Origin of the sequence: Vibrio sp. (assembly GCF_050299255.1) — a bacterium.
Lineage (GTDB): Bacteria > Pseudomonadota > Gammaproteobacteria > Enterobacterales > Vibrionaceae > Vibrio.
In genome coordinates this window covers 18,412-43,195 of the sequence record NZ_JBNKVP010000013.1, presented here as the reverse complement: position 1 = coordinate 43,195, position 24,784 = coordinate 18,412, and the positions used below count along the sequence as shown (strand labels likewise).

The window sequence follows — 24,784 nt, the reverse complement described above, 5'->3', positions numbered from 1 at the left end:
GAATTACGCTTTGTGTTTCTTAATCAGTTCAATGAAGTGGTCAAACAATGGCGCAGCATCGTGTGGACCTGGGCTCGCTTCCGGGTGACCCTGGAAGCTGAATGCCGGTTTATCTGTGCGGTGAATACCTTGCAGTGTACCGTCAAACAGAGACTTGTGTGTGGCACGCAGGTTCTCTGGCAGAGTCTCTTCATCCGCGGCAAAACCGTGGTTTTGCGACGTGATCATCACAACGTCACGATCAAGATCTTTTACCGGGTGGTTGGCACCATGGTGGCCAAACTTCATTTTGACAGTCTGGGCACCGGACGCCAGAGCCAGAATTTGGTGGCCCAGGCAGATACCAAACAGTGGCAGTCCTTCATCAAGGAATGTCTTAGTCGCTTCAATAGCATAGGTACATGGCGCCGGGTCACCAGGGCCGTTTGACAGAAATACGCCATCCGGGTTCAGTGCCAGTACTTGTTCTGCCGGCGTTTCAGCAGGTACCACCGTCAGGCGGCAACCACGATCAACCAGCATACGCAGGATGTTGCGCTTGGCACCAAAATCATAAGCAACAACGTGATAAGGAAGTTCGCTATCGGCTTTCGCTTCCGGCAGACCGCCTTCCAGAGTCCAGGAACCCTGTTTCCATTCGTAGTTCTCTTTAGTCGTCACTACCTTGGCCAGGTCCATTCCTTTCAGACCCGGAAACTCTTTTGCTTTTGCCAGAGCCAACGCTTCATCCAGGTTGTCACCTGCCGCGATACAGCCATTCTGTGCACCTTTCTCACGCAAAATACGGGTTAACTTACGCGTATCGATATCAGCGATGCCGACGATATTTTGCGATTTTAGGTAATCAGATAGGGACTGTTCGTTACGGAAGTTAGAAGCAATAAGCGGAAGATCGCGAATCACAAGGCCTTGTGCATGGATTGAAGAAGATTCTTCATCTTCGGTGTTAGTACCGGTATTGCCAATGTGGGGATAAGTAAGGGTAACAATCTGTTGAGAATAGGAAGGATCAGTGAGGATTTCTTGATACCCCGTCATCGAGGTATTAAAAACGACTTCACCAACGGATGTACCATCTGCCCCTATGGAAACTCCGCGGAACACTGTCCCATCTTCTAGGACTAACAGTGCTGATTTACTCAAGACAACCTCCAGAATAAAAATGCATAAATTTTAAATTAAACTGCAAATTTGCCTTCCAAAATGCCAAATAAACGTACTTATTGGGAAATTAGACAAATTGGCGGTATTCTAATGACGAGTATGACCTGTGTCAACATTGAGCCATAAATAAAACAGATATTTTCAAGACCATCATGCAATTCAGTTACTAAAGCCCCAAAATAACAACTTTTAACCGCAAAAACCCACCAGCCGGACAGGGTTTATTAAAAAACATAAAACACTCCAGGTTAAACCATTTAATAATTTTGTTCAGAATTGCGCAATCGTTAACTGAAGCAACTTTAGTAGGGCTTTTAATTATTAGCCACTTAAAATCAACCATAACCCCCATAATCATACGTTAACTAAACGGGAATAAGCCGATCTTTGCTGTTGAGTTTAACCCTATTGAAATGGTAAATACAAAATCGCCGGCATATGCCGGCGAATAATTATTTACTTATAGCTCATTGAGTCCGAGCACATCTACCATCGAATAGAAGCCGGCTTCCCGTCCGTTTAGCCAGACGGCAGCCTTCACCGCCCCGTTAGCAAACGTCATTCGGTCGGTTGCTTTATGAGAGATCTCAACCCGCTCACCGATATCGGCAAACATCGCGGTATGTTCACCCACAATATCGCCAGCCCGAATCGTGGCAAAACCAATTTCGTCGCGACTGCGTTCTCCGGTAATCCCCTCCCGGGCATACACGGCGACGTCACTGAGTTTGTTCCCCATCGCGCCCGCGATCGCTTCCCCCATACCGATGGCCGTTCCCGACGGCGCATCAACTTTATGACGGTGGTGCGCTTCGATCACCTCAATATCACAGTAATCGCCCATCACTTTGGCCGCTTTCTCCAGAAGTTTAAACACCAGGTTTACGCCAACGCTGTAGTTGGGGGCCATGACCACCGGAACCTGTTTGGCCGCTTCCTCAATCTGCGTACGTTCCTGCTCGCTGAACCCTGTCGTGCCAATCACAATTTTTTTACCATGTTGACGACACAACTCCAGATTTGCGAGGGTACTCGCCGGCGCAGTAAAGTCGATGATAACGTCAAACTGATCGACAACGCTGGCCAGGTCATCCACCAGAGTGATGTCCAGTTTACCTTCACCACACAGTTCTCCGACATCGACGCCCACCAAAGATGACTCCGGACGTTCAGATCCAGCAGAAAATTTTGCGTTCGGATTTACCATTGCCGCTTTGACAAGATTGCGCCCCATTCGCCCTGCGGCACCCGCGACTGCGATTCTGACCATTCCCTAATTCTCCATTTGTTCTGTTGCGCCTCTCCTGCTTTGGGAGCCCTGCGCCAGTTACAAGTTGCTTAGTGCTCTTAAACTACCAACATTCCACAGTGCTGGCTAGCAGTTAAGAGAACTCTTTCATCACGCGCTCAACTATCGGGGTATTCGCCTCAGGAAAACAGTACTGATCGAGCTTGTTAACCGCCACCCAGGCACTGTTCTGGCCTTCCCGCCCATACGGCTCACGTTCAAAAGCTGTCACGGAAAGAAAATCGAAGGTTAGGGATTTATCCGAGTAATCAAAATCAAGATGTTGAAAAAGTAGCTGTTCGGTGACGGTAATCCCCACTTCTTCATCCAGTTCACGAATCAGTGCCTGTTCGATACTCTCACCCGACTCCACTTTTCCTCCAGGAAACTCCCAGTAACCACCTTTGTGTTTATCTTGCGGGCGTTGGGTGATAAATACCTGCGACTTGTCCTGGTTGAAGATGATTCCCGCCACGATGTGAATTCGTTTCATAACTTTTTGTCCTACTATAGTGCTTCAGCCCTGACAGGCAATGAATCAGACTGTAAAAAAAGAGCCGCCATAGCGACTCTTTGATTTACATTTTACCCAACGGAAACCTAGTGGCTAGGCAATTTTTCCGTGGCACTGTTTGTATTTTTTCCCGCTGCCACATGGACACGGTTCGTTACGGCCGACTTTGCGCTCATTTCGAACCGTCTGCTGATGCTCACCTTCTTCATCACCTTCCGACAACGGGCTATCCGCTGAGGCGTGCTGAGCCTGAGCAAGGCGAGCTGCCTCTTCAGCCTGAGCTCGGCGCTGTGCTTCCATCCGCTCAACCTCTTCCTGTTGCTGAACACGTACTCGGGAAAGTACCATGATGACATCAACTTTCAGTGCTTCAAGCAGGTTTTCAAACAGTTCAAACGACTCACGTTTGTATTCCTGTTTCGGGTTCTTCTGGGCGTAACCGCGCAAATGAATTCCCTGACGCAGGTGGTCCATGGCAGCCAGGTGTTCTTTCCACAGTGTATCGAGGGTTTGCAGCATCACAGATTTTTCAAAGTTACGCAGCACAGACTCGCCAACCACCGCTTCTTTTTCTTTGTATACCTCGACTGCAGAAGAAAGAATTTTTTCTCGCAACGCCTCTTCGTACAGTTTGTCGTCCTGCTCTAACCACTCTTTAACCGGCAGTTCCAGGTCAAAGTCATTTTTCAGACGGTTTTGCAGCCCCTCGACATCCCACATATCTTCCAGAGATTGTGGTGGAATATACTCATCGATGACAGCGGTAAACACATCGATACGATTCTGTTCAATCATATCGCTGATGTCTTCTGCGCTCATTAACTCATCGCGCAGCTCATAAACCACTTTACGCTGGTCATTGGCAACGTCATCGAACTCAAGCAGCTGTTTACGGATGTCGAAGTTACGGCCTTCGACTTTACGTTGTGCTTTTTCGATTGAGCGGGACAGCATCTTGCTCTCAATCGCTTCGCCTTCATCCATACCGCTTTGGATCAAGCTAGCCATGCGATCTGAGGTAAAGATACGTAGCAGCGAATCTTCCATCGACAGATAGAAACGTGAAGAACCGGCATCACCCTGACGTCCTGAACGGCCGCGCAGCTGGTTATCGATCCGGCGTGATTCATGGCGCTCAGTACCGATAATATGCAAACCGCCAGCTTGCAAGACCTGTTCATGCACCTGTTTCCACTCATCTTTAATGGTGTCGATCTGCTCTTGAGTCGGGCTTTCAATACCTTCAATCTTGGCCTGCCAGCTACCACCCAACACGATATCGGTACCACGGCCGGCCATGTTGGTCGCGATAGTAACCGCGCCAGGTTTACCCGCTTCGGCGACAATTTCCGCTTCTTTTTCGTGGAACTTAGCGTTCAGTACATTGTGCTTAATTTTTGCCTGTTTCAACGCATTGGAAAGCAGTTCCGATTTCTCGATTGAAACGGTACCGACCAGGATTGGCTGTCCTTTGCTTGAACGTTCTTTGATGTCTTCGATGATCGCGTTGAATTTTTCCAGCTCAGTGCGGTAGACCACATCCGGCATATCGTCGCGGATCATTGGCTTATTGGTAGGAATAACTACCGTCTCAAGACCGTAGATAGACTGGAATTCGAACGCTTCGGTATCTGCCGTGCCTGTCATACCGGACAGTTTTTCATACAGACGGAAGTAGTTCTGGAAAGTAATCGATGCCAGCGTCTGGTTTTCGTTCTGAATTTTCACCCCTTCTTTGGCTTCGACAGCCTGGTGTAAACCTTCAGACCAGCGACGACCCGGCATAGTACGGCCGGTATGTTCGTCAACGATCACCACTTCACCGTCGTCGGTAACGATGTAATCAACATTGCGCTCAAACAGTACGTGAGCACGCAGCGCCGCATTGACGTGGTGAAGCAGGCTGATATTCGTAGGAGAATAGAGAGTATCGCCCTCTTCCATCAGGCCATTTTTTACCATCAACTCTTCGACGAACTCCTGACCGGTTTCAGTCAGGTAAACTTGCTTCGATTTTTCGTCTACCGTGTAGTGGCCATCACCACGGTACTCTTCAGAGTCTTCTTGATCCTGCTTCTGCAGATTTGGGATCAGGGTATTGATTCGGGTGTAAAGCTCTGAGCTGTCTTCCGCTGGACCAGAAATGATCAACGGTGTACGCGCTTCATCGATTAAGATTGAGTCCACCTCATCGACAACAGCGAAGAAACGGTCGCGTTGTACCCGATCTTCCGCGCGGAACGCCATGTTGTCACGCAGGTAGTCAAAACCAAATTCGTTATTGGTTCCGTACAGAATATCAGCAAGATAAGCGGCTTTTTTCTCATGCGGTGGCATATTAGGCACATTAACACCGACGGTCATACCGAGAAATTCGAACAGTGGGCGGTTGGTTTCCGCGTCACGTTTGGCCAGATAGTCGTTCACTGTCACAATATGAACCCCTCTGCCAGCCAGAGCATTCAGGTACGCCGGCAAGGTTGCGGTCAGGGTTTTACCCTCACCAGTACGCATCTCTGCAATCTGGCCCGCATTAAGCACCATACCACCGATCAACTGGACGTCGAAGTGGCGCATGCCAAACACCCGCTTAGAGGCTTCGCGTACCGTTGCGAACGCTTCAGGCAGTAACTGGTCTAGTGTTTCACCCTGTTCTAAGCGTTCACGAAATTCCACTGTTTTCGCTTTCAGCTCTTCATCTGAAAACGCTTCAAATGCAGGTTCGTAATTATTGATTTCTTTTACAATTTTTCTAAGGCGACGCAAAGTTCGGTCATTGCGACTACCAATTACCTTCGTCAGTAGCTTAGTTATCATTTGCTATGAATCTCTCTCGTTTAGATCGCAGACGATCTACTAAAAATGCCTTCAGTCTCCACCAGTTTTCAACTAAGAATACTGAGATAAATCATATACCACTCATATTGTGACACAGTGTCTATATTTCAAGGCATTATTTCTGTTTAGGCCCGTTAGTGTAAGTAATTTCGTATTCAACAACCAATTACATCCTAATTTGTTTGAACCACTTTTCGTTTTTGACCTTTTCACTGCTTATCTATTGACCAGCCCGCCCCTATCAAGCCAGGCCAGATTCCATTACACTAATGGTTCTCAATCTGTGAGGCTCTTTATGCGCGACCATCGTCCCACACCAACCAGTCAACTTATGGACGACTCTAAGCTGAGTCAGTTACAACAGCATGCAAAACAGATCCTGGCCATCAACCATGCGCTATCTATACTGCTTCCCCGTGGTACGGAGAACTATTGCCGGGCGGCAAACCTGCGTCAGGGTATGCTGATTATCGAAGTCGCCAGTGCACCGATAAAGATGAAACTCAATTACGAGCGATTGAACCTGCTCAATCAACTGCGCAGTGCTGGCTTTGCCGGATTGGTGGGTATAGAACTGAAAATCAACCCGGAACTCAGTCGGTCACCACTGCCAGGCCGGGAAGACGATAACGCTGCAAAACCCAGAGAGCCATTGTCAGATACTGCCGCTAATTTTTTACGTGAACTGGCGGTCAATGCTTCACCGAAACTGCAGAAGAGACTGGAAAAACTGGCACAACTGGCCAAAAAACGTTCTGATTAAAAGAGGTTAGTCGAGGTAGAGACAACTTCGGGTATTGTTATAGACACAAAAAAACCAGTCCGACGGGACTGGTTTTTTCTTTTAACTATCAGGCAAACACCAAGCTTGGGTCACCAAATGCTACTGGAGAACCAACTTCTTCCTCAAAGGTTGCCCACTCCCATGCTTCCTGGTCGGCTAACACAGCTCTGAGTAGCTGGTTATTCAATCCATGACCAGATTTATAGGCGCGGAATTCGCCGACTATAGCATGGCCACACATGTACAGGTCACCAATTGCATCCAGTACTTTGTGGGTAACAAATTCGTTTTCGAATCGCAGCCCTTCTTCGTTGAGGATGCGGTAGTCATCCAGCACGATGGCACAATCAAAGCTACCACCCAGGCACAGATTCTGCGACTGCAGATATTCGATATCACGCATGAAGCCAAATGTACGTGCGCGGGAGATCTCTTTCACAAAACCTTGCGAAGAAAAATCGAACTGTAGGCGCTGTTCATCAGAATCGATAGCAGGATGGTTAAATTCAATTTCGAAATCCATCCGGAAACCGTCAAACGGTACCAGTTCAGCCCACTTATCACCATCTTCAAAACGCACCGGTTTTTTGATACGAATGAACTGTTTTGGTGCAGTCAAGGTTTCGACACCTGCTTGTTGCAACAGATAGACGAACGGGCTGGCACTGCCATCCATAATTGGGATTTCAGGTGCATCGACTTCAATAATTACGTTATCGATACCCATACCTGCTAGTGCAGCGTTTAGGTGTTCAACCGTTGAGATACGAACACCTTGCTCATTTACAAGCGCCGTACACAGCATAGTGTCACGGACAGACTCGGCATCAGCAGGGAAATCAACCGGCGGATTCAGGTCGGTGCGACGATACACCACGCCTGTGTTTGCAGCAGCAGGGCGAAGCGTAAGTGTCACTTTACGACCGGAGTGCAATCCAACTCCAGTTGTTTTCACTATTTGTTTCAGAGTACGTTGTCTGATCATCTACTTGCCTCTACGTCAGTGCTGTATGATCCGCGGTCTATGGGACCATAATCCGCGAATCCTACCATTAATTTGAACAAAGTCAAATTTTGATACTTTTTTAGTCAGCCTGACGACGCAAAAACGCTGGAATATCCAGGTAACCATCTTCTTTTTCCGACTCAGGCGCGGTGTTCTGCTTTCCTGAGCTGGCAACAGTATGAGTCGCCGGCTGAGAGGTTACATTTTCTTTTTCTTTCTGGTAACTACCTTGCAAACTACGTGCCGGCTTCTCTTCTGCCGTCACTTGAGCAGTAGAAGTCTGCACTGTCGGTTGCGCTACCGGCTTTGGCTGGCTGACCGAAGCCACGCTAGTTTTGCCACCCGCGACCAAAGTGATATCGGGTTTTTTCTCGTTGCCAATACCTGTGGCCACGACAGTAACACGAATTTCATCGGTCATATCCGGATCAAGTGATGTACCGATTACAACTGTCGCATTGTCTGAAGCAAACGCTTTTACGGTGTTACCTACGGTTTCAAACTCGTCCAGTCGCATGTCGAGACCGGCGGTAATATTCACCAGAACACCACGGGCGCCAGCCAGATCAATATCTTCCAGCAGCGGGCTGGAAATAGCCGTTTCCGCGGCTTCTTCAGCACGGTCTTCACCTTTGGCAATACCGCTACCCATCATGGCGTGACCCATTTCAGACATCACTGTACGTACGTCTGCGAAGTCGACGTTAATCATACCCGGGCGAGTAATCAGTTCGGCAATCCCCTGAACCGCATTTTTCAATACGTCATTGGCACTGGCAAATGCCTCCAGCAGAGTGACACCGCGGCCAAGTACCTTCAGCAGCTTTTCATTTGGAATGGTAATCAGAGAGTCCACATGCTTAGACAGCTCTTCGATACCCTGCTCTGCAAACGCCAGCCGCTTTTTACCTTCAAAACTGAATGGCTTAGTTACCACAGCAACAGTCAGGACACCCAGCTCTTTAGCGACTTCGGCGATCACAGGTGCTGCACCGGTACCGGTACCGCCACCCATTCCGGCTGCGATAAACACCATATCGGCACCAGTGAGGACATCTTTAATTCTTTCTTTGTCTTCCAGCGCTGCGTCACGACCCACCTGAGGATTCGCTCCGGCACCTAAGCCTTTGGTGATATCACCACCGATTTGAATTACTGAGCTCACGCTTGTTTTACGAAGCGCCTGTGCATCGGTATTAACGCTAATAAATTCCACGCCTTCGATGGACTCACGAACCATATGTTCTACAGCGTTACCACCGCCACCACCAACTCCAACGACTTTGATTACTGCATCGTCAGACATTTCCATCATCGGTTCAAACATTTGTTTTCTCCGTTTTTCCTGCTGCTCAGGTTAAAACTCTTTTTGTATCCAGTTACGTAAACGTCCAAACAGATTCGACATAGATTGGCGCTTTGGCTCATTATACTCTGTGTCGTCATGAATCTGGCTGTCTTTTGCGTAATGAAGTAAACCCACTGCCGTAGAATGGTACGGCTCTTTGACATAATCGGTTAAGCCACTGACTTCAATTGGCTTACCTACTCTCACCTGATTGTGGAACACTCGTTCCGCACATTCTACCAATCCTTCGATTTGAGCGGCACCGCCTGTCAAGACTACACCAGCCGCCAAATGGTGCTTAATTCCTTCAGCCCGAAGTTTCGCTTGAACGGCATCAATGGTCTGATTAACCAGTCCCATTAGCTCAGTGTAGCGAGGTTCAATCACTTCAGACAAGGTTTGCCTTTGTAAACTGCGTGATGGACGCCCGCCAACGCTAGGAACGTTAACTGTGTCATCTTTACTCACCAGTTCACTGAGAGCACAACCGTATTTAACTTTAATCTCTTCCGCGTCACTCATCGGTGTCCCAAATGCAAATGCGATATCGCTGGTCACCGCATTTCCTGCATAAGGAAAGACTTCAGTGTGACGCAGAGCGCCATCAGTCCAGATTGCCACATCCATGGTGCCAGCACCGATATCCACCACGCAAACCCCAAGATCCCGTTCATCTTCAGTGATCACGGCACTGCTTGAGGCCAAACCTGAATAAACCAGCTGTTCGACTTTCAGACCACAGCGTTCGACCGCCTTCATGATATTCCTTGCCATATCACTGTGGCAGGAGATCAAGTGGACACTGACTTCCATTCTAACCCCTGACAGGCCGAGTGGATTCTTGATCCCTTCCAGGTAGTCGATGGTAAATTCCTGAGGTATCACGTGCAGAATACGCTGCTCGTCACCAATTTTGATCGACTTGGCGGTATGTATGGCGCGGTCCATATCGCCCTGGGTGACCTCTTCGTCAGAAATGGTCCCCATACCTTTCTCAATACGACTGGCGATGTGACGGCCGGACAAAGAGAGATACACTGTACTGATCTGGCATTCCGCCATCAGTTCAGCCTGGTCAACGGCTCTTTGAATCGATTTCACGACCGATTCCAGATCGTTGACCCCGCCTTTGTCCATTCCTCGGGAAGGGCTTACACCTGCGCCTATAATATTAATCTGACCGTCAGGTAATAACTCGCCAACCAGAGCCGACACGGTCGCCGTGCCTATATCAAGACCAACAATAATGTTGTCATCTGCGGTCTTAGTCATTTATTTTCTCTTGTTCTAATTCTTGTGCCGGAATCCAGCCTATTGCTGCCCCGGTATCATACCTGAGGTCGATATAACTGACCTTAAGCCGATCATCGCCCAAATTCCGGTATAGGGAAAAGAAACGTTCAATCCGCTCGTGCAGCGATTCCTTGCCTAACTCAAGTCGCATGCCATTGTCCAAAATAATTTGCCATGCGCGTCTCTCGTTCAGTACCAGTGAAGAGATAGACAGGCCAAGTACATCAAACTCAGGTAACAGCTCTCGCCATATGGTCAATACCGTCTGTTCAGAACCTTCTGGACCATAGAGTTTCACTCTATCACCCTCTATCAGTCCCAGATCGCCATCGAAAACAATGCCTTTTTCATCCAGCAGAGCATTGCCGTTCCAGATGGCAACCGCGTTATATTCCGTTAAAAAAACTTTTACAGTATCTGGCCATTGCTTGCGAATTGAAGCATGAGAAACCCAGGGGATCGACTGAACAGCGTCTTGTAACATATTGATATCTTGTGACATAAAAGTACCAATATGGTCGATGCGGGCAAATGCGCGTTGCACATCCAGCGCCGAGACGTATTGCAAATCTCCCTGCAACACTATCTTGGACAGGGGCAAACGTTGATCGTCCCACATCCAGGATAAGGTTGAATAAAGCAGCGACCCGATAAGCAATAACACCACCAACAGAAAGGTGGCGCCGATAGCCTGCTGCTTCACTGGCGGCGAAATGGGTACAAGACGGTTTGGATTTAAAATACTGGTCGTCAAATCCATTTTCCCTGCTGAACGCTCGTCAAACTGTTCCTAGCCTTGTTTGTTTTGAAGACAAAACACCTACTGTAACTTTCGAATTATACTGAGCTACGTGAAGTTATCAATTGGTGTCTATGTCAAAACTGTACCTAACTTACAGATTTTATCCAAATTAGTAATCTATGAACTCGATTCCACGTACTGATGCATTTTATTGACATTTAACTGCAACGAGGCGAGTACTTTAGCCACCTTACCGATATCCCCTGCCCCTTGAGTTAACACCAGGTCACCGTCTTGTAATACATTCGCCAGCGCTTCAGGGAGCATTTTACTGTCTGGAACAAAAATAGGATCCAGTTTACCCCGGCTACGAATAGTCCGGCATAGTGAGCGGCCATCTGCACCGGCGATAGGTGTCTCTCCCGCCGCATACACATCCAGCATGATCAGTACATCGACCTGTTCAAGCACATTGGCAAAGTCATCGTACAAATCGCGGGTGCGGCTGTAGCGGTGCGGCTGGAATATCATCACCAGACGTTTGTCCTGCCAGCCACTGCGCGCAGCTTTAATCGTCACGCCGACTTCGGTGGGATGGTGACCGTAGTCATCGACCAGCATAACCTGACCGTTACCTGTGTCGAATTCGCCAAGATGGTCAAACCGGCGACCGGTTCCCTGGGTCCCCGCCATCGCCGTTAGTATCGCGTCATCGCTGATGTCATCTTCAGTGGCGACCGCGATAGCCGCCGACGCGTTGAGAGCGTTATGTCGGCCAGGAATATTGAGAGTGATCGCCAGATCCGGGCGGCCCTTGCGGCACACGGTAAACTTACCCTGTTGACCGAATTGGCGATAGTCTTCGATTCTGACATCGGCATCCGCAGAAAAGCCGTAGGTGATCACCTGACGGCTGATATGCGGGATCAGCTCACGGACAACAGGATCATCAATACACAAAATTGCCTGACCGTAAAAAGGCAAGTTGTGCAGAAAGTCGATAAATGTCTGCTTCAAAGTCGCAAAGTCGCCACCATAGGTATCCATATGGTCGGCTTCAATATTAGTCACGATACTGACCATAGGCTGCAGGTGCAAAAACGAGGCGTCACTTTCGTCCGCTTCCGCGATCAAAATCCGGCTTGAGCCCAGCCGGGCATTGGTTCCGGCACTTTTGACCAGACCACCATTAACAAAAGTCGGATCCAGTCCGGCTTCTGAATAGATTTGCGTCACCAGGGCCGTGGTGGTGGTTTTACCGTGTGTCCCCGCCACTGCAATACCGTGACGAAAACGCATCAGTTCTGCCAACATTTCAGCGCGGCGGACCACAGGGATTCGCTGCTCTCGTGCCGCTCTGATTTCCGGATTCTGCTCGTTGATCGCGGTCGAGACTACCACCACACTGGCTTGGGCAACGTTGCTCTCATGGTGACCAAGATAAACTTTGGCGCCTTTGCTGCTCAGCCGCTCGGTAACCGGATTGGTATTCAGATCTGAACCTGTGATCTGATAACCTTCGTTGAGCAGCACTTCTGCGATACCACTCATCCCCGCCCCACCAATACCGATAAAGTGAATGCTCTTTACGCGGCGCATTTCCGGTACCATTGCGCGAATCTGGGCTAAATCTTGGGTATGTTGTATGGTCATGAAGGTATCTCTAATTATTCGGTCAAAGCGACGATAGCATCTGCAACGGTTTGGTCAGCATTCAATTGAGCGGCGCTGCGGGCTTGGCTAGCCATCTCCAGCAAGCGTTGCCGGTCCAGTGACTCTATCTGCTGGCACAATTTTTCCACGCTCAAATCGGGTTGCTCAATCATAATAGCAGCACCGCAATTGACCAGATGGTCAGCGTTTAGCGCCTGTTGACGATCTTTATGCATAAACGGGACAAATATCGCCGCCACTCCTGCCGCTGACACCTCTGAGACGGTCAGCGCGCCCGAGCGGCAGATCAGTAAATCTGCCCATTGATAAGCCTCGGCAACATCGTCAATAAATTCCACTACTTCGGCATTGTTACCACCGGCCTGGCGATAAGCCTGTTCGACCTGCTGGGCGTTATTTTTTCCCGCTTGATGACGGATCTGGTACTGTTCACCCAGACGGGCGATGGCTTGCGGCACGGTTTGATTCAGTACGCGCGCGCCCTGACTGCCGCCCATCACCAGAATGCGGATTGGCCCGCTACGCTGTTGCAAACGCTGCTGTGGTGACATCACATTTACCAGCTCGGCACGTACCGGATTACCGACCACTTGCGCATCGGCAAATGCACCCGGAAAAGCCTGAAACACGCGCTTGGCAATCTTGGCCAGCCACTGGTTGGTCAGGCCCGCAACAGCATTTTGCTCATGCAGCACCACTGGAATACCCAGGGTCCAGGCTGCAACACCGCCGGGTCCACTGACATAGCCACCCATCCCCAGTACCGCATCGGGACGCCAGGCCTGCATATGACGCCGGGCCTGCAAGATAGCGTTTATTATCTGAAACGGTGCTTTGATCAACCGGCCAATACCCTGGCCGCGCAGCCCTTTGACCCGGATGAAATCTATCTCAATGCCGTGCTTAGGCACCAGCTCGGCTTCCATACGATCAGCCGTACCCAGCCAGCGGATTTGCCAGCCCTGTTGCTGAAGCTTTTTCGCCACCGCCAGACCGGGAAAAACGTGCCCCCCGGTTCCTCCGGCCATGACCATTAAACGTTTAGTCGTTGTCATTGTCTGCCTTGTATTGTTGTGCGCCGCCCGGTTCGGCTAACCGGCACTCATGGTCAATTCTCAGTAACATGGCCACTGCGGCACTCATAACGATCAGGCTGGAGCCACCATAACTGATCAGAGGAAGCGTCAAGCCTTTGGTCGGAACCAGCCCGGCCGCCGCACCGACATTGACCAGTGTCTGGAACGCAAACCAGATGCCGATGCCAAACGCCAGATAGCCGCCAAACAGCTGTTGCTGTTCAAACGCTTTACGACCAATCATCAAGGCTTTCAGCACCAGGCTAAAAATCAGTATTAACACCAGAGTGACGCCCACAAAGCCCAACTCTTCTGCTATCACGGCAAAGACAAAGTCGGTATGCGCCTCTGGCAGGTACTCGAGCTTCTGGATGGAGTTGCCCAGCCCCTGGCCGAACCACTCACCACGGCCAAAGGCCATCAGTGACTGAGTCAGCTGATAACCACTGCCAAACGGGTCTTCCCACGGGTCGAGAAATGAAGTAACCCGGCGCATCCGGTATGGTTCGGCAATGATCAGCGCAATCACGACCCCAATGCCCGCCACAGCCAGCGCCAGAAATTGCGACAGCTTGGCCCCGGCAATAAACAGCATGCCAAACAGGGTCACCAGCATTACGATCACGGTACCCAGATCAGGCTGTTTGAGCAGTAAACCCGCAAGTAAGCCAAACACCATAATCGGTTTCATAAAGCCGCCGAAAAATGTCGAGCGGACTTCATCCTGCTTACGCACCAGGTAACCGGACATAAAAATAAACAGCGATAATTTGGCGATCTCGGCCGGCTGGAGATTAAACAATCCCAATGGTATCCAGCGTGATGCGCCGTTAACCGATTTACCGGCGGCCAATACCACCACCAGCAAGAACAAAGCCACAACCAGCATCGCCGAGCTGTATCTGAGCCACTTCTCCATTGGTACCTGGAGGATCACCGCGGCGCTTGCCAGTGCCAACAACATAAACACGGCGTGACGGAACATAAAGTGAAAAGGCTGATCGGTCAGGCGGGTACTGATCGGAAACGAAGCAGAAGTCACCATCACCAACCCGGTAAACATCAATCCAAGCGAAATCCACACCAGTTGGCGATCAAACAGCGCTTCAGGATCTCGCCTTTTTAACCAGAGAGTCATTACCGCAATCGGACTTTGCATCACCAGCCTCAATTTCCGTTATGCGTAGCGCTGCGCCAACGCCGCAAATGCGTCACCACGCGCCATAAAATTAGCGAACTGGTCGAAGCTGGCACAAGCGGGCGACAGCATCACCATATCTCCGGGCCTAAGTTCAGCGGCGATCTGGTCGACGACCTGCTCCATCGACTCGTAACGACGGGCGGAAGGATGGAGTGGCATAAACTGATCACCGTCCTGGCCAAAACAGCACAGCTGCACATTCATCGGCTGGAGGAGTTCAGCCAGCGGCGAGAAGTCCGCCCCTTTGCCTACGCCGCCCACCAGCAGGTACAAAGTCCCGGGCAAACTGAGCCCGGACAGGGCTGCCTGGGTACTGGCCACATTGGTGGCTTTAGAATCATTGACCCACTTGACGCCATTGCGATCCGCCACCACCTGGCAGCGGTGAGACAGTCCACGATACTGACACAGAGCGTCCATTCCGGCGCTGAGATTCACTCCCGCTTTGGCCAGCAGCGCCAGTACCACTAGAGCATTGGCGACGTTATGCCGCCCCACCAGGGCCAACTGGTCACTGGCGACCAATGGCTGAGAGCCTGCCTGTAAAAACTCCCGGCCATCGACTGAGGTCAGGCCAAATTCAGCGTCACTATTGAGTCCGAACTCGGTCACCGCGATATCGCGCTGGTCAGGATAGGTCGCGCGGTCGTCACGGTTCACAATGCAGGCTGCTGCGTGGTCAAAAATACGTAATTTTGCCGCCCGGTAGTCGTCCATTCCCTGGTAGCGGTCCATATGGTCTTCAGAAAGATTCAAAAATGCGGCCGCCACCGGCTGAAGACTTGTGGTGGTCTCGAGCTGGAAACTCGACAGCTCCAGAATGTACAGATCCGCAGGCATGGTCAGCAGATCTAACGCCGGAACGCCGATATTTCCACCCACTGCGGCGTTGAGGCCACATCCACGGGCAACCACACCGGTCCAATCGGTGACGGTGCTCTTACCGTTAGATCCGGTGATTGCGATCACCGGCTTATCCACTTGCCAGGCGAACAGCTCAATGTCACCCACCACAGGAATACCGGCGTGACGCGCCTGCTGAATTTCGTCTGTGGCCAGGGCAATACCGGGGTTTGCCACTATAAGATCGGCTGACAACAGCCAATCGAGATTCCAGCTGCCCTGATGCAGCTCAACCCCTTCAGGCAGTCTGTCACAGCCCGGCGGGTTGTCTCGGGTATCGATAACTCGCACCGACAGCGTCTTCGGCAGTTGTTTGAGATGACGGACAACCGACAGCCCGGTGATGCCCAGTCCTACTACTACCACTCGTTCAATATGCTGCCAACGACTCTTATCCATGCTGCTTCTCTCGTTTAACGTACTTTCAGGGTCGCCAGACCAATTAACACCAGCACGATAGAGATAATCCAGAAACGGACAATCACGCGCGGCTCTGGCCAGCCTTTCAGTTCATAGTGGTGATGAATCGGTGCCATACGGAAAATACGCTGGCCACGTAGTTTGTAAGAACCCACCTGCAGAATGACTGACAGGGTTTCCATGACAAATACGCCCCCCATGATCACTAACACAAACTCCTGGCGAACCAGCACCGCAATGGTGCCCAGCGCCCCGCCCAGAGCAAGAGAGCCGACATCGCCCATAAAGACCTGAGCCGGATAGGTGTTGAACCAGAGAAAGCCAAGACCAGCACCGACGATCGCGGTACAGACCACCACCAGCTCTGACGCCTGAGGGACATAAGGAATATGCAGGTAGTTGGCAAAATTGACGTTACCGGTCGCCCAGGCAATGGCGGCAAAACCGGCAGCCACCAGCACGGTCGGCATAATGGCCAGACCATCCAAGCCATCGGTCAGGTTCACCGCGTTACTGGTGCCGACGATAACAAAATAAGTCAGTACGATATAGAACAGGCCTAACTGCGGCATGATGTCTTTAAAAAACGGCACCACCAATTGAGTCGCAGCCGTGTCTTTGCCGTGCGCATACAGGGCAAAGGCGACTACCAGTGCAATCGCGGACTGCCAGAAATATTTCCAGCGGGCGATAAGACCATCAGTATTCTTGCGCACCACTTTGCGAAAATCATCGACAAAGCCGACCGCGCCATAACCGGCCAGAACGGCAAGAACCGCCCAGACGTAAGGATTCGACAGGTCTGCCCATAACAGTACTGTGGTGATAATCGCTGCCAGAATCATCACCCCGCCCATGGTCGGAGTACCGCGTTTGCTAAAGTGGGACTCCGGCCCTTCATCGCGCACGACCTGGCCGATTTGCAACATCTGCAGGCGTTTAATCAGTTTCGGCCCCATCCACAGCGAGAGCAACAACGCGGTCAACACACTGACAATGGCGCGGAACGACAGGTATTCGAACAGACGAAAAAAAGATAAATATGGCTGTAGCAGATCAGCGAGCCAAATAAACATTAAAACTTCTCCTTTATCACAGCCGCTATTTTACTCATGCCTGCACTGTTGGCCCCTTTAACTAACAGGGTGTACGGCACATCGTTACGATTGGCTAGCTGCTGCTCAATGTAGTCAATCATACTGCTATGATCGGCAAAATGATGACCATGGCAAACGTCACTGATCACTTTGGCATCCTCACCATAGGTGAGCACCTGATCAAACGCAAAGGGGGCAGCATATTCCCCGACTTGACGGTGAAGTGCAAGACTTTCTGTGCCTAACTCTGCCATATTCCCTAAAATTAACCAGCGCTGGCCACTAAAGCTGTTAAGCAGATCCACCGCTGCCAGCATGGCCGGTACACTGGCGTTGTAGCTGTCATCGATCAGAGTAATACCGGATCGCAGGTCGAGCATTTCACCACGACCTTTGACGTTGGCAAGGTTGGCTAACCCAGTCCGTACCTGAGTCAGGCTAGCGCCCATTTCCATCGCCAGTGCAGCGGCTGCCAGCGCGTTAGCAACATGGTGCTGGCCTGACAAGCCGAGCTGAATCTGCACATCACCCGATGGGCTATGCAGGCAAAACTGCGCTTCGCTGCGCGAGTTAAGACAAATCTCTGTGGCGTAAAATTCCACATCCTGGCGCCGGGTAGAGAAACGCTTGACCGTTTTATCTTCCAGCACCGGCTGCCACAGATCGCCACCATGGCTTTCACAGTTGATGATCGCCACACCACCAGCGGGTAAACCCTGAAAAATCTCGCCTTTGGCCTGCATGACGCCCTGCAGCGAACCGAAACCTTCCAGATGCGCGGCCGCAACGTTATTGACCAGCGCCACATCCGGTTTGACCAGGCGTGTTGTATAGGCAATTTCGCCGACATGATTAGCGCCCAGCTCGATGACGCTGTACTGATCCTGAGGCGTTTTTCGCAGCAGGGTCAAAGGTACACCGATATCATTATTGAAATTGCCGGCGGTGAACAACACCTGACCGAGCGGTGCCATGATACTGGCGACCATCTCTTTCACCGTGGTTTTACCGCAGCTGCCGGTAATCGCGACGGTCGGCGTTGGGCACTGTTGCTGCAGCCAGGCACCTAGCTGACCCAGAGCAACCCGGGTATCTTCCACTAGCAACTGGGGAATATCCAACTCAAGCCGGCGGCTGACCAGCAGCGCTGCGGCACCATTTGCCAGCGCCTGCTCGGCAAAGTTGTGACCGTCAAATTTCTCGCCCGCCAGAGCAACAAACAGACTCTGACCAGACGGGCTGATTGTCCGGGTATCGGTGGAAACGGCGCTGATTTCTCTGTCCGCCCCGATTAAACAGGCTGACAAAACCTCAGCCAGTTGGCTTAACGCGACACTGATCATGCGGTTTCTCCCAGCAGTTGCTGTGCGGATTCGCGGTCAGAATAATGCACCGTGCGATCCGCCAGTACCTGGTAATCTTCATGGCCTTTACCGGCCAGCAGGATGATGTCTTTGTCTGTGGCGTGTTGCAGAGCGATCTGCAGCGCTTTGAAACGGTCGTGTTCGACCCGGGCCAGGTCTGGTTGCTCCAGCCCCGCCACCATATCGGCGACAATCGCGGACGGATCTTCACTACGCGGGTTGTCATCGGTCAGGATAAGCTGATCGCCAATCCTTTCTGCAATTTCCGCCATCATCGGCCGCTTACCTCGGTCACGGTCACCGCCACAACCGACGATCGTCCATAGTTTTCCCTGGCAATGCACTTTCAACGCCTGTAGCGCTTTCTCCAGAGCATCCGGCGTATGGGCATAATCAACCACGATCTTGGCTTTGCCCGGTTGGCTAAACAGCTCCATCCGGCCAAGAACCGGTTTCAGCAGCGGCGCGGTTTTCAGCAACTGCTCAAGTTCAATGCCCAGGCTCAGCAAGGTTGTTAAGGCGAGCAACACGTTACTGGCGTTAAATTCACCAATCAGTGCTGTGTTTAACTCGCCTCTGCCGTAGCGCCCGGCCACGGTCATACTGATACCCGCTTCGCTGTACCGGATAGACTCTGCCCATACCGCATCCGCGCGGCCGGTTACAGGCTGCAAAGACACTGCAGTCGCTGAGAGCAGCTGTTCTATCCACTGCCGGCCAACCTCATCATCAATATTGATCACCGCCTGCTGGCAGTTGTGGCGGGTAAACAGCGACAATTTCGCATCGGCGTACTGTTCCATACTGCCGTGGTAATCGAGATGATCCCGGCTGAGGTTGGAAAATACCCCCACTTCAAAATCCAATGCCTTGATCCGGCCTTGCACCAGGCCATGCGACGACACTTCCAGCGCGGTGTACTCTGCACCTGCGTCCTGCAGCTGATGCAGGGTACTAAAAATTTCTATCGCATTGCCGGTGGTATTGGCCGCGGGTTGCAGTTGGTCAAGAAAGCCGTTCCCTGTAGTGCCCATTACAGCGGCTCGATGACCTAACAGCTCCAGCCACTGGGCAATGAGCTGGGTAATGGTGGTTTTGCCATTGGTGCCGGTCACGCCAATCAGGCGGTTCTGCTCTAGTGGGTAACGACGGCCGGCTAATTGCGACAGGTGTTCACCCAGTTCAGCCAGATACAGCACCACAACACCGGACAAAGGCTGTAGCGTTCCATGGGGATAGGCCTCACTCGCTTCAGCAATAATCGCATTGGCGCCGTTTTCAATTGCCGCCTGAATATACTGACGGCCGTCGGTGAGGTGGCCTTTTATCGCGACAAAGGTACACCCCGCTGTTACCTGGCGACTGTCCAGAGTTAAACGTTCTACCTGAATGTCAGCCCACTCAGTAGCGCGGATATCCATCCAGGGTGCAATCAAATTTGCTAAGCTTACCGCCTTGGCCATATCGTTCTCGCTTACTCTTGTTTAAATCGGTTTTCGTCCGGGGCGACATTGAGGATCTGCAGCGCCCCTTTCATAATTTCAGAAAATACCGGTGCCGCCACTGAGCCACCATAGTACTGGTCGCCCTGCGGTTCGTTGACGATCACCACCAGTGCGACGCGGGGATTGCTCACCGGTGCCACTCCCGCCGTTACCGCAACATATTCATCACTGTAACCGCCCGCGGCGGCTTTACGCGACGTACCGGTTTTCGCGGCTATCCGGTAACCTGACACGGCCGCTTTGGTTGCAGTACCGCCAGGCTGAGTCACGGTTTCCAGCATTTCCAGCACCCGGGTCGCATTGCCGCGGTCAATCACCTGCTTGGAGAGGTCCTGCTGATTGTTTTCAATAATATGGATTGGTTGATAGAGCCCGTGGTTACCCAGCGTGGCATACGCGTGCACCAGTTGCAGCGGGGTAACGGACATACCGTAACCAAACGCCAGGGTAGCGATTTCAAATTTAGACCAGCGACGCCGGTTGGGGAAGATACCGGTGGTCTCACCAATCAGGTTCAGGCCCGATATCTCACCAAAGCCCACCGAGCTGTACATACCAAGTAAGGCATCCAACGGCATCTCCAGCGCCAGTTTCGCCACCCCGATGTTACTGGACTTTTTCAATATGGTGGTCAGGTCAGCTTTGCCCACTTTAGAGGTGTCGCGCACCCGGCTACCACCGATTTGCATCATGCCATTACCGGTATCGATCACGGTATCAAAGTTGGCGCTACCATTTTCCAGCGCAGCCAGCACCACAAACGGTTTTACCGTCGATCCCGGCTCCAGAGAATCGGTGATCACCCGGTTGCGCATTTTGAAGGTTTGCAAATCATCACGGTTATTCGGGTTGTATGACGGGGCGTTGACCATCGCCAGAACCGCACCGGTTTTCACATCCAGCATCACGGCCGATCCGGACGTAGCCCGATAATCGGCCACCGCCTGTTTTACCGCCCGGTAAGCGATCGCCTGCAGGCGCTGGTCGATGGTCAGTTCCAGCGGTTTGCCTTCTTCGCGCTCTTCCAGAGCGATATTTTCCACCACCCGCCCATAGCGGTCTTTTCGAATAATACGTTTGCCCGCTTCACCGGTCAGCCATTTGTCATAACTGCGTTCGACCCCTTCCAGACCATGGCCGTCGATACCAGTCACGCCAATCAAGTGAGCACTAACTTCGCCAGTCGGGTAATAACGACGTGATTCCGCCTTTAGCCCTACACCAGCCAGTTTAAGTTCGCGGATATATTTAGCCATCGCCGGGCTGACCTGACGCTGCAGGTAGATGAACCGCCGTGAACGGTTGGATTGGATTTTATCGGTCAGTTCTTTGCGTTGCAGGCCGAGCACATCTGCCAGCGCATGCCAGCGATCCAGATCTTTCAGCCCGCCTGCTTTGTAAATGGCTACAGGGTCGGCCCATACCGCTTCAACCGGCACACTGACCGCCAGCGGTTCATCATTGCGATCGGAGATAATACCACGGGCAGAATGGAGGGTTTTGGCCCGCACGGAACGCAGATCCCCCTGGGCAATCAACTTGTCCGGTTCTATGATCTGAATATACGCCACCCGGCCGACCAGCAGCGCAAACGCTGCGAAGACAAAGCTCAGCATCAGATAAAAACGCCAGCGGATAAAGACTGGCTGCGGCACTGGTGCTGTTTTTTTGGCGTTGACGTTACGTTTGCTTTTCTGGGCTGTCATTTGAGAGAAATCACCACTTCTTTGTCCGACTCGGGGCGCTGCATAGAGAGTTCCTGTCGGGCGACATCCTGAACCCGGCTGTGTTCTGCCAACGCGGTCTCCTCAAGCAACAAGTTGCGCCACTCGTTGTCCAGTCGCTCACGTTCGCTCAGGGCAAGATCTTTTTCTGAGATAGCCTGACGGGTGTGGTGAGTGGTAAACACCACCGCCATTGCCGAGGCAAATAGCAACAGCAGCAATAGTAGCGGCCAGCGCCCGACCGTAAGTAAATCGAGCGCAATCAATTTGGCGAGGTTGGGTTTCGGTGCTGGCATAGTGCTACAGTTTTTCTGCGACCCGTAATACAGAACTGCGGGAACGTGGGTTGAGTTCCACTTCCTGCGCCGACGGCTTCAGCGCCTTTCCGACCGCTTTGAGATTGGCACTGCCCAACGCCTGAATTTGTGCTTCAGTCATTGGAATACCGTGAGGCACCTGCGGCCCCTTGCTCTCTTTACGGATAAAGCGTTTCACCATCCGATCTTCCAGCGAGTGGAAGCTGATAACCGACAAACGACCTTCTGGTGCCAATATCGCCGCCGCTCCTGTTAATGCGGTGTCGATCTCTTCCAACTCACTGTTGATATAAATTCTAAATGCCTGAAATGCTCGCGTGGCCGGGTGTTTTTTCTCTTTGAAGCTCTTTGGCGCCGCTTCCGAGATTAGGTTGGCCAACTGTTTGGTCCGTGTCAGTGGTTCGTTGTCAGGATTGTCACGGTAATTGACAATCGCTTTAGCTATTCGGCGCGCGTGCTTATCTTCGCCAAACTCACGAATGACCCAGGTGATATCGTCCAGTTCCGCCTGGCTGAGCCACTGGGACACCGGCATACCGGAAGTAGGATCCATGCGCATATCCAACGGGCCGTCTTTCATAAAACTGAATCCGCGGTCAGCATCATCCAACTGCGGTGAAGAGACGCCCAAATCAAATAACACGCCGTCGACCCGGCCGACTAAACCGTGTTCACGTGCGTAACCTTCAATACCGGAAAACGGTCCGTGAATAATGGTGAAACGGGGATCGTCAATCTTGGCGGCTTCAGCTATCGCCTGGGGATCGCGGTCAATACTGTATAATCGACCTTGCTCACCCAGCTTTGACAGTATGGTTCGACTATGACCGCCACGGCCGAACGTCCCATCGATGTAAATGCCGTCAGGCTTGATCGCCAGACCATCGATAGATTCATTAAGCAATACGGATATATGTTGTAGTGATTCGGTCATGATTGTCTCGTTCTGCAAAAACTGATTGGCGTAGCTTACACCTGGTTAACAGTGTACTGATTTGTCTCAATATCGCCAGCACTGCCCGAGCCGTTCTCGTGATGTTGCGCCAAGTTTAGCGGCTGGGAAATCATTTTCGTCAATTAAAAGCAAAAAACCCATCATAACGAAATCGTTATGATGGGTATTAATAGGTGAAGCTGACATGTAAGCCGGGTTCTGTACCGCTTGCGCGGTGGTAGCCATTCGTCTAGGCCAGCAATCGCTCACTGGCTCAAGCAACCTACCCGCTTCCTGACGCGAGCCACGCCGTGTGGAAGCCTATTTGGTCTTGCTCCGGGTGGAGTTTACCCTGCTACGAACTGTTGCCAGTCGCACGGTGCGCTCTTACCGCACCCTTTCACCCTTACCTGTGCACCACTACCCGAAGATAGGGGCCATCGGCGGTCTTCTCTCTGCTGCACTTGTCGTAGGCTTTCGCCCCCCAGGCGTTACCTGGCACCCTGCTCTGTGGAGCCCGGACTTTCCTCCCCCTCATCAGTCTCCCGAAGGACATCAATAAGGCAGCGACTACCCAGTCAACTCCGAGGCGAATTGTATAGTCATCGCTTGGCGCTGTCTAGCGAGATCACGCTTTGTAAGCCGAATCCGCTTTAACTGGAGAAAATAGCAGCATAATTTACGGTTATTCAGCCAGGTTGGCCAAACCCCACTTGTACAGGGCGTTCTTTTTCAGTTGGTAAATGTCTGCTGTCAATGCTGCCGCTTTCTTCAATGGCAGCTCTGAGGTGAGAAGTTTCAGCGTCCGGGTCGCTTCCGCCGGCAAGCTGTCTGACTGTTCACTGCGATAGCCGTGGATCAGCAGTACCATTTCACCACGCTGCTGGTTACCGTCGGCTGATACCCATTCCACCAGTTCTGCCAGCGGCAGACCTCGAATGGTTTCAAAGGTTTTGGTCAGCTCCCGGGCCAGTACCACTTCTCTTTCCGGCCCCAGCACTGCCAACATATCCTGCAGTGAGTCCAGAATCCGGTGGGGGGATTCATAGAATATGCAGGTGCGTTCAACTTCCGCGATTTGCTGCAGGCGTTCTTTGCGTGCTTTGGTTTTAGCCGGCAAAAATCCTTCAAAGCTGAATCGGTCAGACGGTAATCCTGAAGCACTCAGCGCCGTGACGACCGCGCAGGCCCCTGGCAGGGGAACAACTTTGACACCGGCTTGACGACACTGGGAAACCAGATGGTACCCTGGATCACTGATCAGCGGTGTACCTGCGTCAGACACTAACGCAATCGACTGACCAGCCAATAGTTTTTCTACCAGCACCTGGGCTTTTTGCTGTTCATTATGGTCATGCAGAGCAAAGGTTTTGGTGGCAATATTGAAGTGAGCCAGCAGTTTGCCTGTATGCCGCGTGTCTTCCGCCGCAATCAGGTCAACGGTCGATAATACCTCCAGCGCCCGCTGGGTAATATCCCCCAAATTGCCGATTGGCGTTGGGACAATATAGAGAGTTGCGATCTCTGCAGGGCAGGAATTGTTATCTGTCATTTGTTTACCATCACTTCAACGATTAATATAGAGACAATCT

At 51.6% G+C, this 24,784-nt stretch carries 20 protein-coding genes and 1 other RNA gene; 1 reads left to right on the top strand and 20 read right to left on the bottom strand.

Translation table 11 applies throughout. The features are described from left to right. Window positions 1-3: 3 nt before the first annotated feature. From carA to secA, 4 genes are all read right to left on the bottom strand, one after another. Window positions 4-1,143 (bottom strand): glutamine-hydrolyzing carbamoyl-phosphate synthase small subunit, encoded by a 1,140-nt coding sequence (gene carA, locus ACQY6F_RS06090; protein ID WP_428772958.1) that lies wholly within the window; start codon window positions 1,141-1,143, stop codon window positions 4-6. A 481-nt stretch (window positions 1,144-1,624) separates the two neighbouring features. After that, on the bottom strand, window positions 1,625-2,434 hold the full coding sequence (gene dapB / locus ACQY6F_RS06085; RefSeq protein WP_428772957.1) for a 4-hydroxy-tetrahydrodipicolinate reductase: 810 nt from the start codon (window positions 2,432-2,434) through the stop codon (window positions 1,625-1,627). Window positions 2,435-2,546: 112 nt separating this feature from the next. Further along, window positions 2,547-2,945 carry an 8-oxo-dGTP diphosphatase MutT gene (mutT, locus tag ACQY6F_RS06080; protein WP_428772955.1) on the bottom strand — a complete coding sequence of 133 codons (399 nt, stop codon included), beginning with the start codon at window positions 2,943-2,945 and terminating at the stop codon, window positions 2,547-2,549. A gap of 114 nt (window positions 2,946-3,059) precedes the next feature. Beyond that, window positions 3,060-5,783, bottom strand: a complete 2,724-nt coding sequence (gene secA / locus ACQY6F_RS06075; protein ID WP_428772954.1) for a preprotein translocase subunit SecA — start codon at window positions 5,781-5,783, stop codon at window positions 3,060-3,062. A gap of 316 nt (window positions 5,784-6,099) precedes the next feature. On the opposite strand from secA, the gene ACQY6F_RS06070 reads away from it, so the two are divergent. Further along, window positions 6,100-6,567 carry a DUF721 domain-containing protein gene (locus tag ACQY6F_RS06070; protein ID WP_428772953.1) on the top strand — a complete coding sequence of 156 codons (468 nt, stop codon included), beginning with the start codon at window positions 6,100-6,102 and terminating at the stop codon, window positions 6,565-6,567. 88 nt (window positions 6,568-6,655) lie between these two features. Here the strand turns inward: ACQY6F_RS06070 and lpxC are convergent, their stop codons facing one another. The 16 genes from lpxC to rsmI form a co-directional block, all read right to left on the bottom strand. Then, the gene (lpxC, locus tag ACQY6F_RS06065) at window positions 6,656-7,573 is read right to left on the bottom strand and encodes a UDP-3-O-acyl-N-acetylglucosamine deacetylase (protein ID WP_428772952.1); all 918 of its coding nucleotides are present in this window, start codon (window positions 7,571-7,573) and stop codon (window positions 6,656-6,658) included. Window positions 7,574-7,673: 100 nt separating this feature from the next. Further along, a complete protein-coding gene (ftsZ, locus tag ACQY6F_RS06060) occupies window positions 7,674-8,921 on the bottom strand; it encodes a cell division protein FtsZ (RefSeq protein WP_428772950.1) in 1,248 nt (415 codons plus the stop codon). 30 nt (window positions 8,922-8,951) lie between these two features. Next, entirely contained in the window at window positions 8,952-10,214 is a 1,263-nt protein-coding gene (gene ftsA, locus ACQY6F_RS06055) for a cell division protein FtsA (protein ID WP_428772949.1), read from the bottom strand. Continuing rightward, a complete protein-coding gene (locus tag ACQY6F_RS06050) occupies window positions 10,207-10,989 on the bottom strand; it encodes a cell division protein FtsQ/DivIB (protein ID WP_428772947.1) in 783 nt (260 codons plus the stop codon). The genes ftsA and ACQY6F_RS06050 overlap by 8 nt, the downstream gene beginning before the upstream one ends. A 165-nt stretch (window positions 10,990-11,154) precedes the next feature. Then, a complete protein-coding gene (gene murC, locus ACQY6F_RS06045; RefSeq protein ID WP_428772945.1) occupies window positions 11,155-12,630 on the bottom strand; it encodes a UDP-N-acetylmuramate--L-alanine ligase in 1,476 nt (491 codons plus the stop codon). 14 nt (window positions 12,631-12,644) lie between these two features. After that, entirely contained in the window at window positions 12,645-13,706 is a 1,062-nt protein-coding gene (gene murG / locus ACQY6F_RS06040; protein WP_428772944.1) for an undecaprenyldiphospho-muramoylpentapeptide beta-N-acetylglucosaminyltransferase, read from the bottom strand. Further along, window positions 13,693-14,886, bottom strand: coding sequence for a cell division protein FtsW (ftsW, locus tag ACQY6F_RS06035; protein ID WP_428772942.1), 1,194 nt, complete (start codon window positions 14,884-14,886; stop codon window positions 13,693-13,695). Before ftsW ends, murG begins: the two co-directional genes overlap by 14 nt. Window positions 14,887-14,904: 18 nt before the next feature. Then, on the bottom strand, window positions 14,905-16,230 hold the full coding sequence (murD, locus tag ACQY6F_RS06030; RefSeq protein ID WP_428772941.1) for a UDP-N-acetylmuramoyl-L-alanine--D-glutamate ligase: 1,326 nt from the start codon (window positions 16,228-16,230) through the stop codon (window positions 14,905-14,907). A gap of 14 nt (window positions 16,231-16,244) precedes the next feature. After that, a complete protein-coding gene (gene mraY, locus ACQY6F_RS06025) occupies window positions 16,245-17,327 on the bottom strand; it encodes a phospho-N-acetylmuramoyl-pentapeptide-transferase (RefSeq protein WP_428772940.1) in 1,083 nt (360 codons plus the stop codon). Beyond that, the gene (gene murF, locus ACQY6F_RS06020) at window positions 17,327-18,691 is read right to left on the bottom strand and encodes a UDP-N-acetylmuramoyl-tripeptide--D-alanyl-D-alanine ligase (RefSeq protein WP_428772939.1); all 1,365 of its coding nucleotides are present in this window, start codon (window positions 18,689-18,691) and stop codon (window positions 17,327-17,329) included. Before murF ends, mraY begins: the two co-directional genes overlap by 1 nt. Then, window positions 18,688-20,175, bottom strand: coding sequence for a UDP-N-acetylmuramoyl-L-alanyl-D-glutamate--2,6-diaminopimelate ligase (gene murE / locus ACQY6F_RS06015; RefSeq protein WP_428772938.1), 1,488 nt, complete (start codon window positions 20,173-20,175; stop codon window positions 18,688-18,690). The genes murF and murE overlap by 4 nt, the downstream gene beginning before the upstream one ends. 11 nt (window positions 20,176-20,186) lie before the next feature. Further along, entirely contained in the window at window positions 20,187-21,923 is a 1,737-nt protein-coding gene (locus tag ACQY6F_RS06010) for a penicillin-binding transpeptidase domain-containing protein (protein WP_428772937.1), read from the bottom strand. Then, window positions 21,920-22,237, bottom strand: coding sequence for a cell division protein FtsL (gene ftsL, locus ACQY6F_RS06005; protein WP_428772936.1), 318 nt, complete (start codon window positions 22,235-22,237; stop codon window positions 21,920-21,922). The genes ACQY6F_RS06010 and ftsL overlap by 4 nt, the downstream gene beginning before the upstream one ends. Window positions 22,238-22,241: 4 nt before the next feature. Further along, on the bottom strand, window positions 22,242-23,192 hold the full coding sequence (gene rsmH / locus ACQY6F_RS06000) for a 16S rRNA (cytosine(1402)-N(4))-methyltransferase RsmH (protein ID WP_428772934.1): 951 nt from the start codon (window positions 23,190-23,192) through the stop codon (window positions 22,242-22,244). Window positions 23,193-23,384: 192 nt separating this feature from the next. Beyond that, an RNA gene (gene rnpB, locus ACQY6F_RS05995) (RNase P RNA component class A) lies at window positions 23,385-23,778 on the bottom strand. 99 nt (window positions 23,779-23,877) lie between these two features. Beyond that, window positions 23,878-24,744 carry a 16S rRNA (cytidine(1402)-2'-O)-methyltransferase gene (gene rsmI, locus ACQY6F_RS05990; protein ID WP_428772933.1) on the bottom strand — a complete coding sequence of 289 codons (867 nt, stop codon included), beginning with the start codon at window positions 24,742-24,744 and terminating at the stop codon, window positions 23,878-23,880. Window positions 24,745-24,784 lie beyond the last annotated feature (40 nt).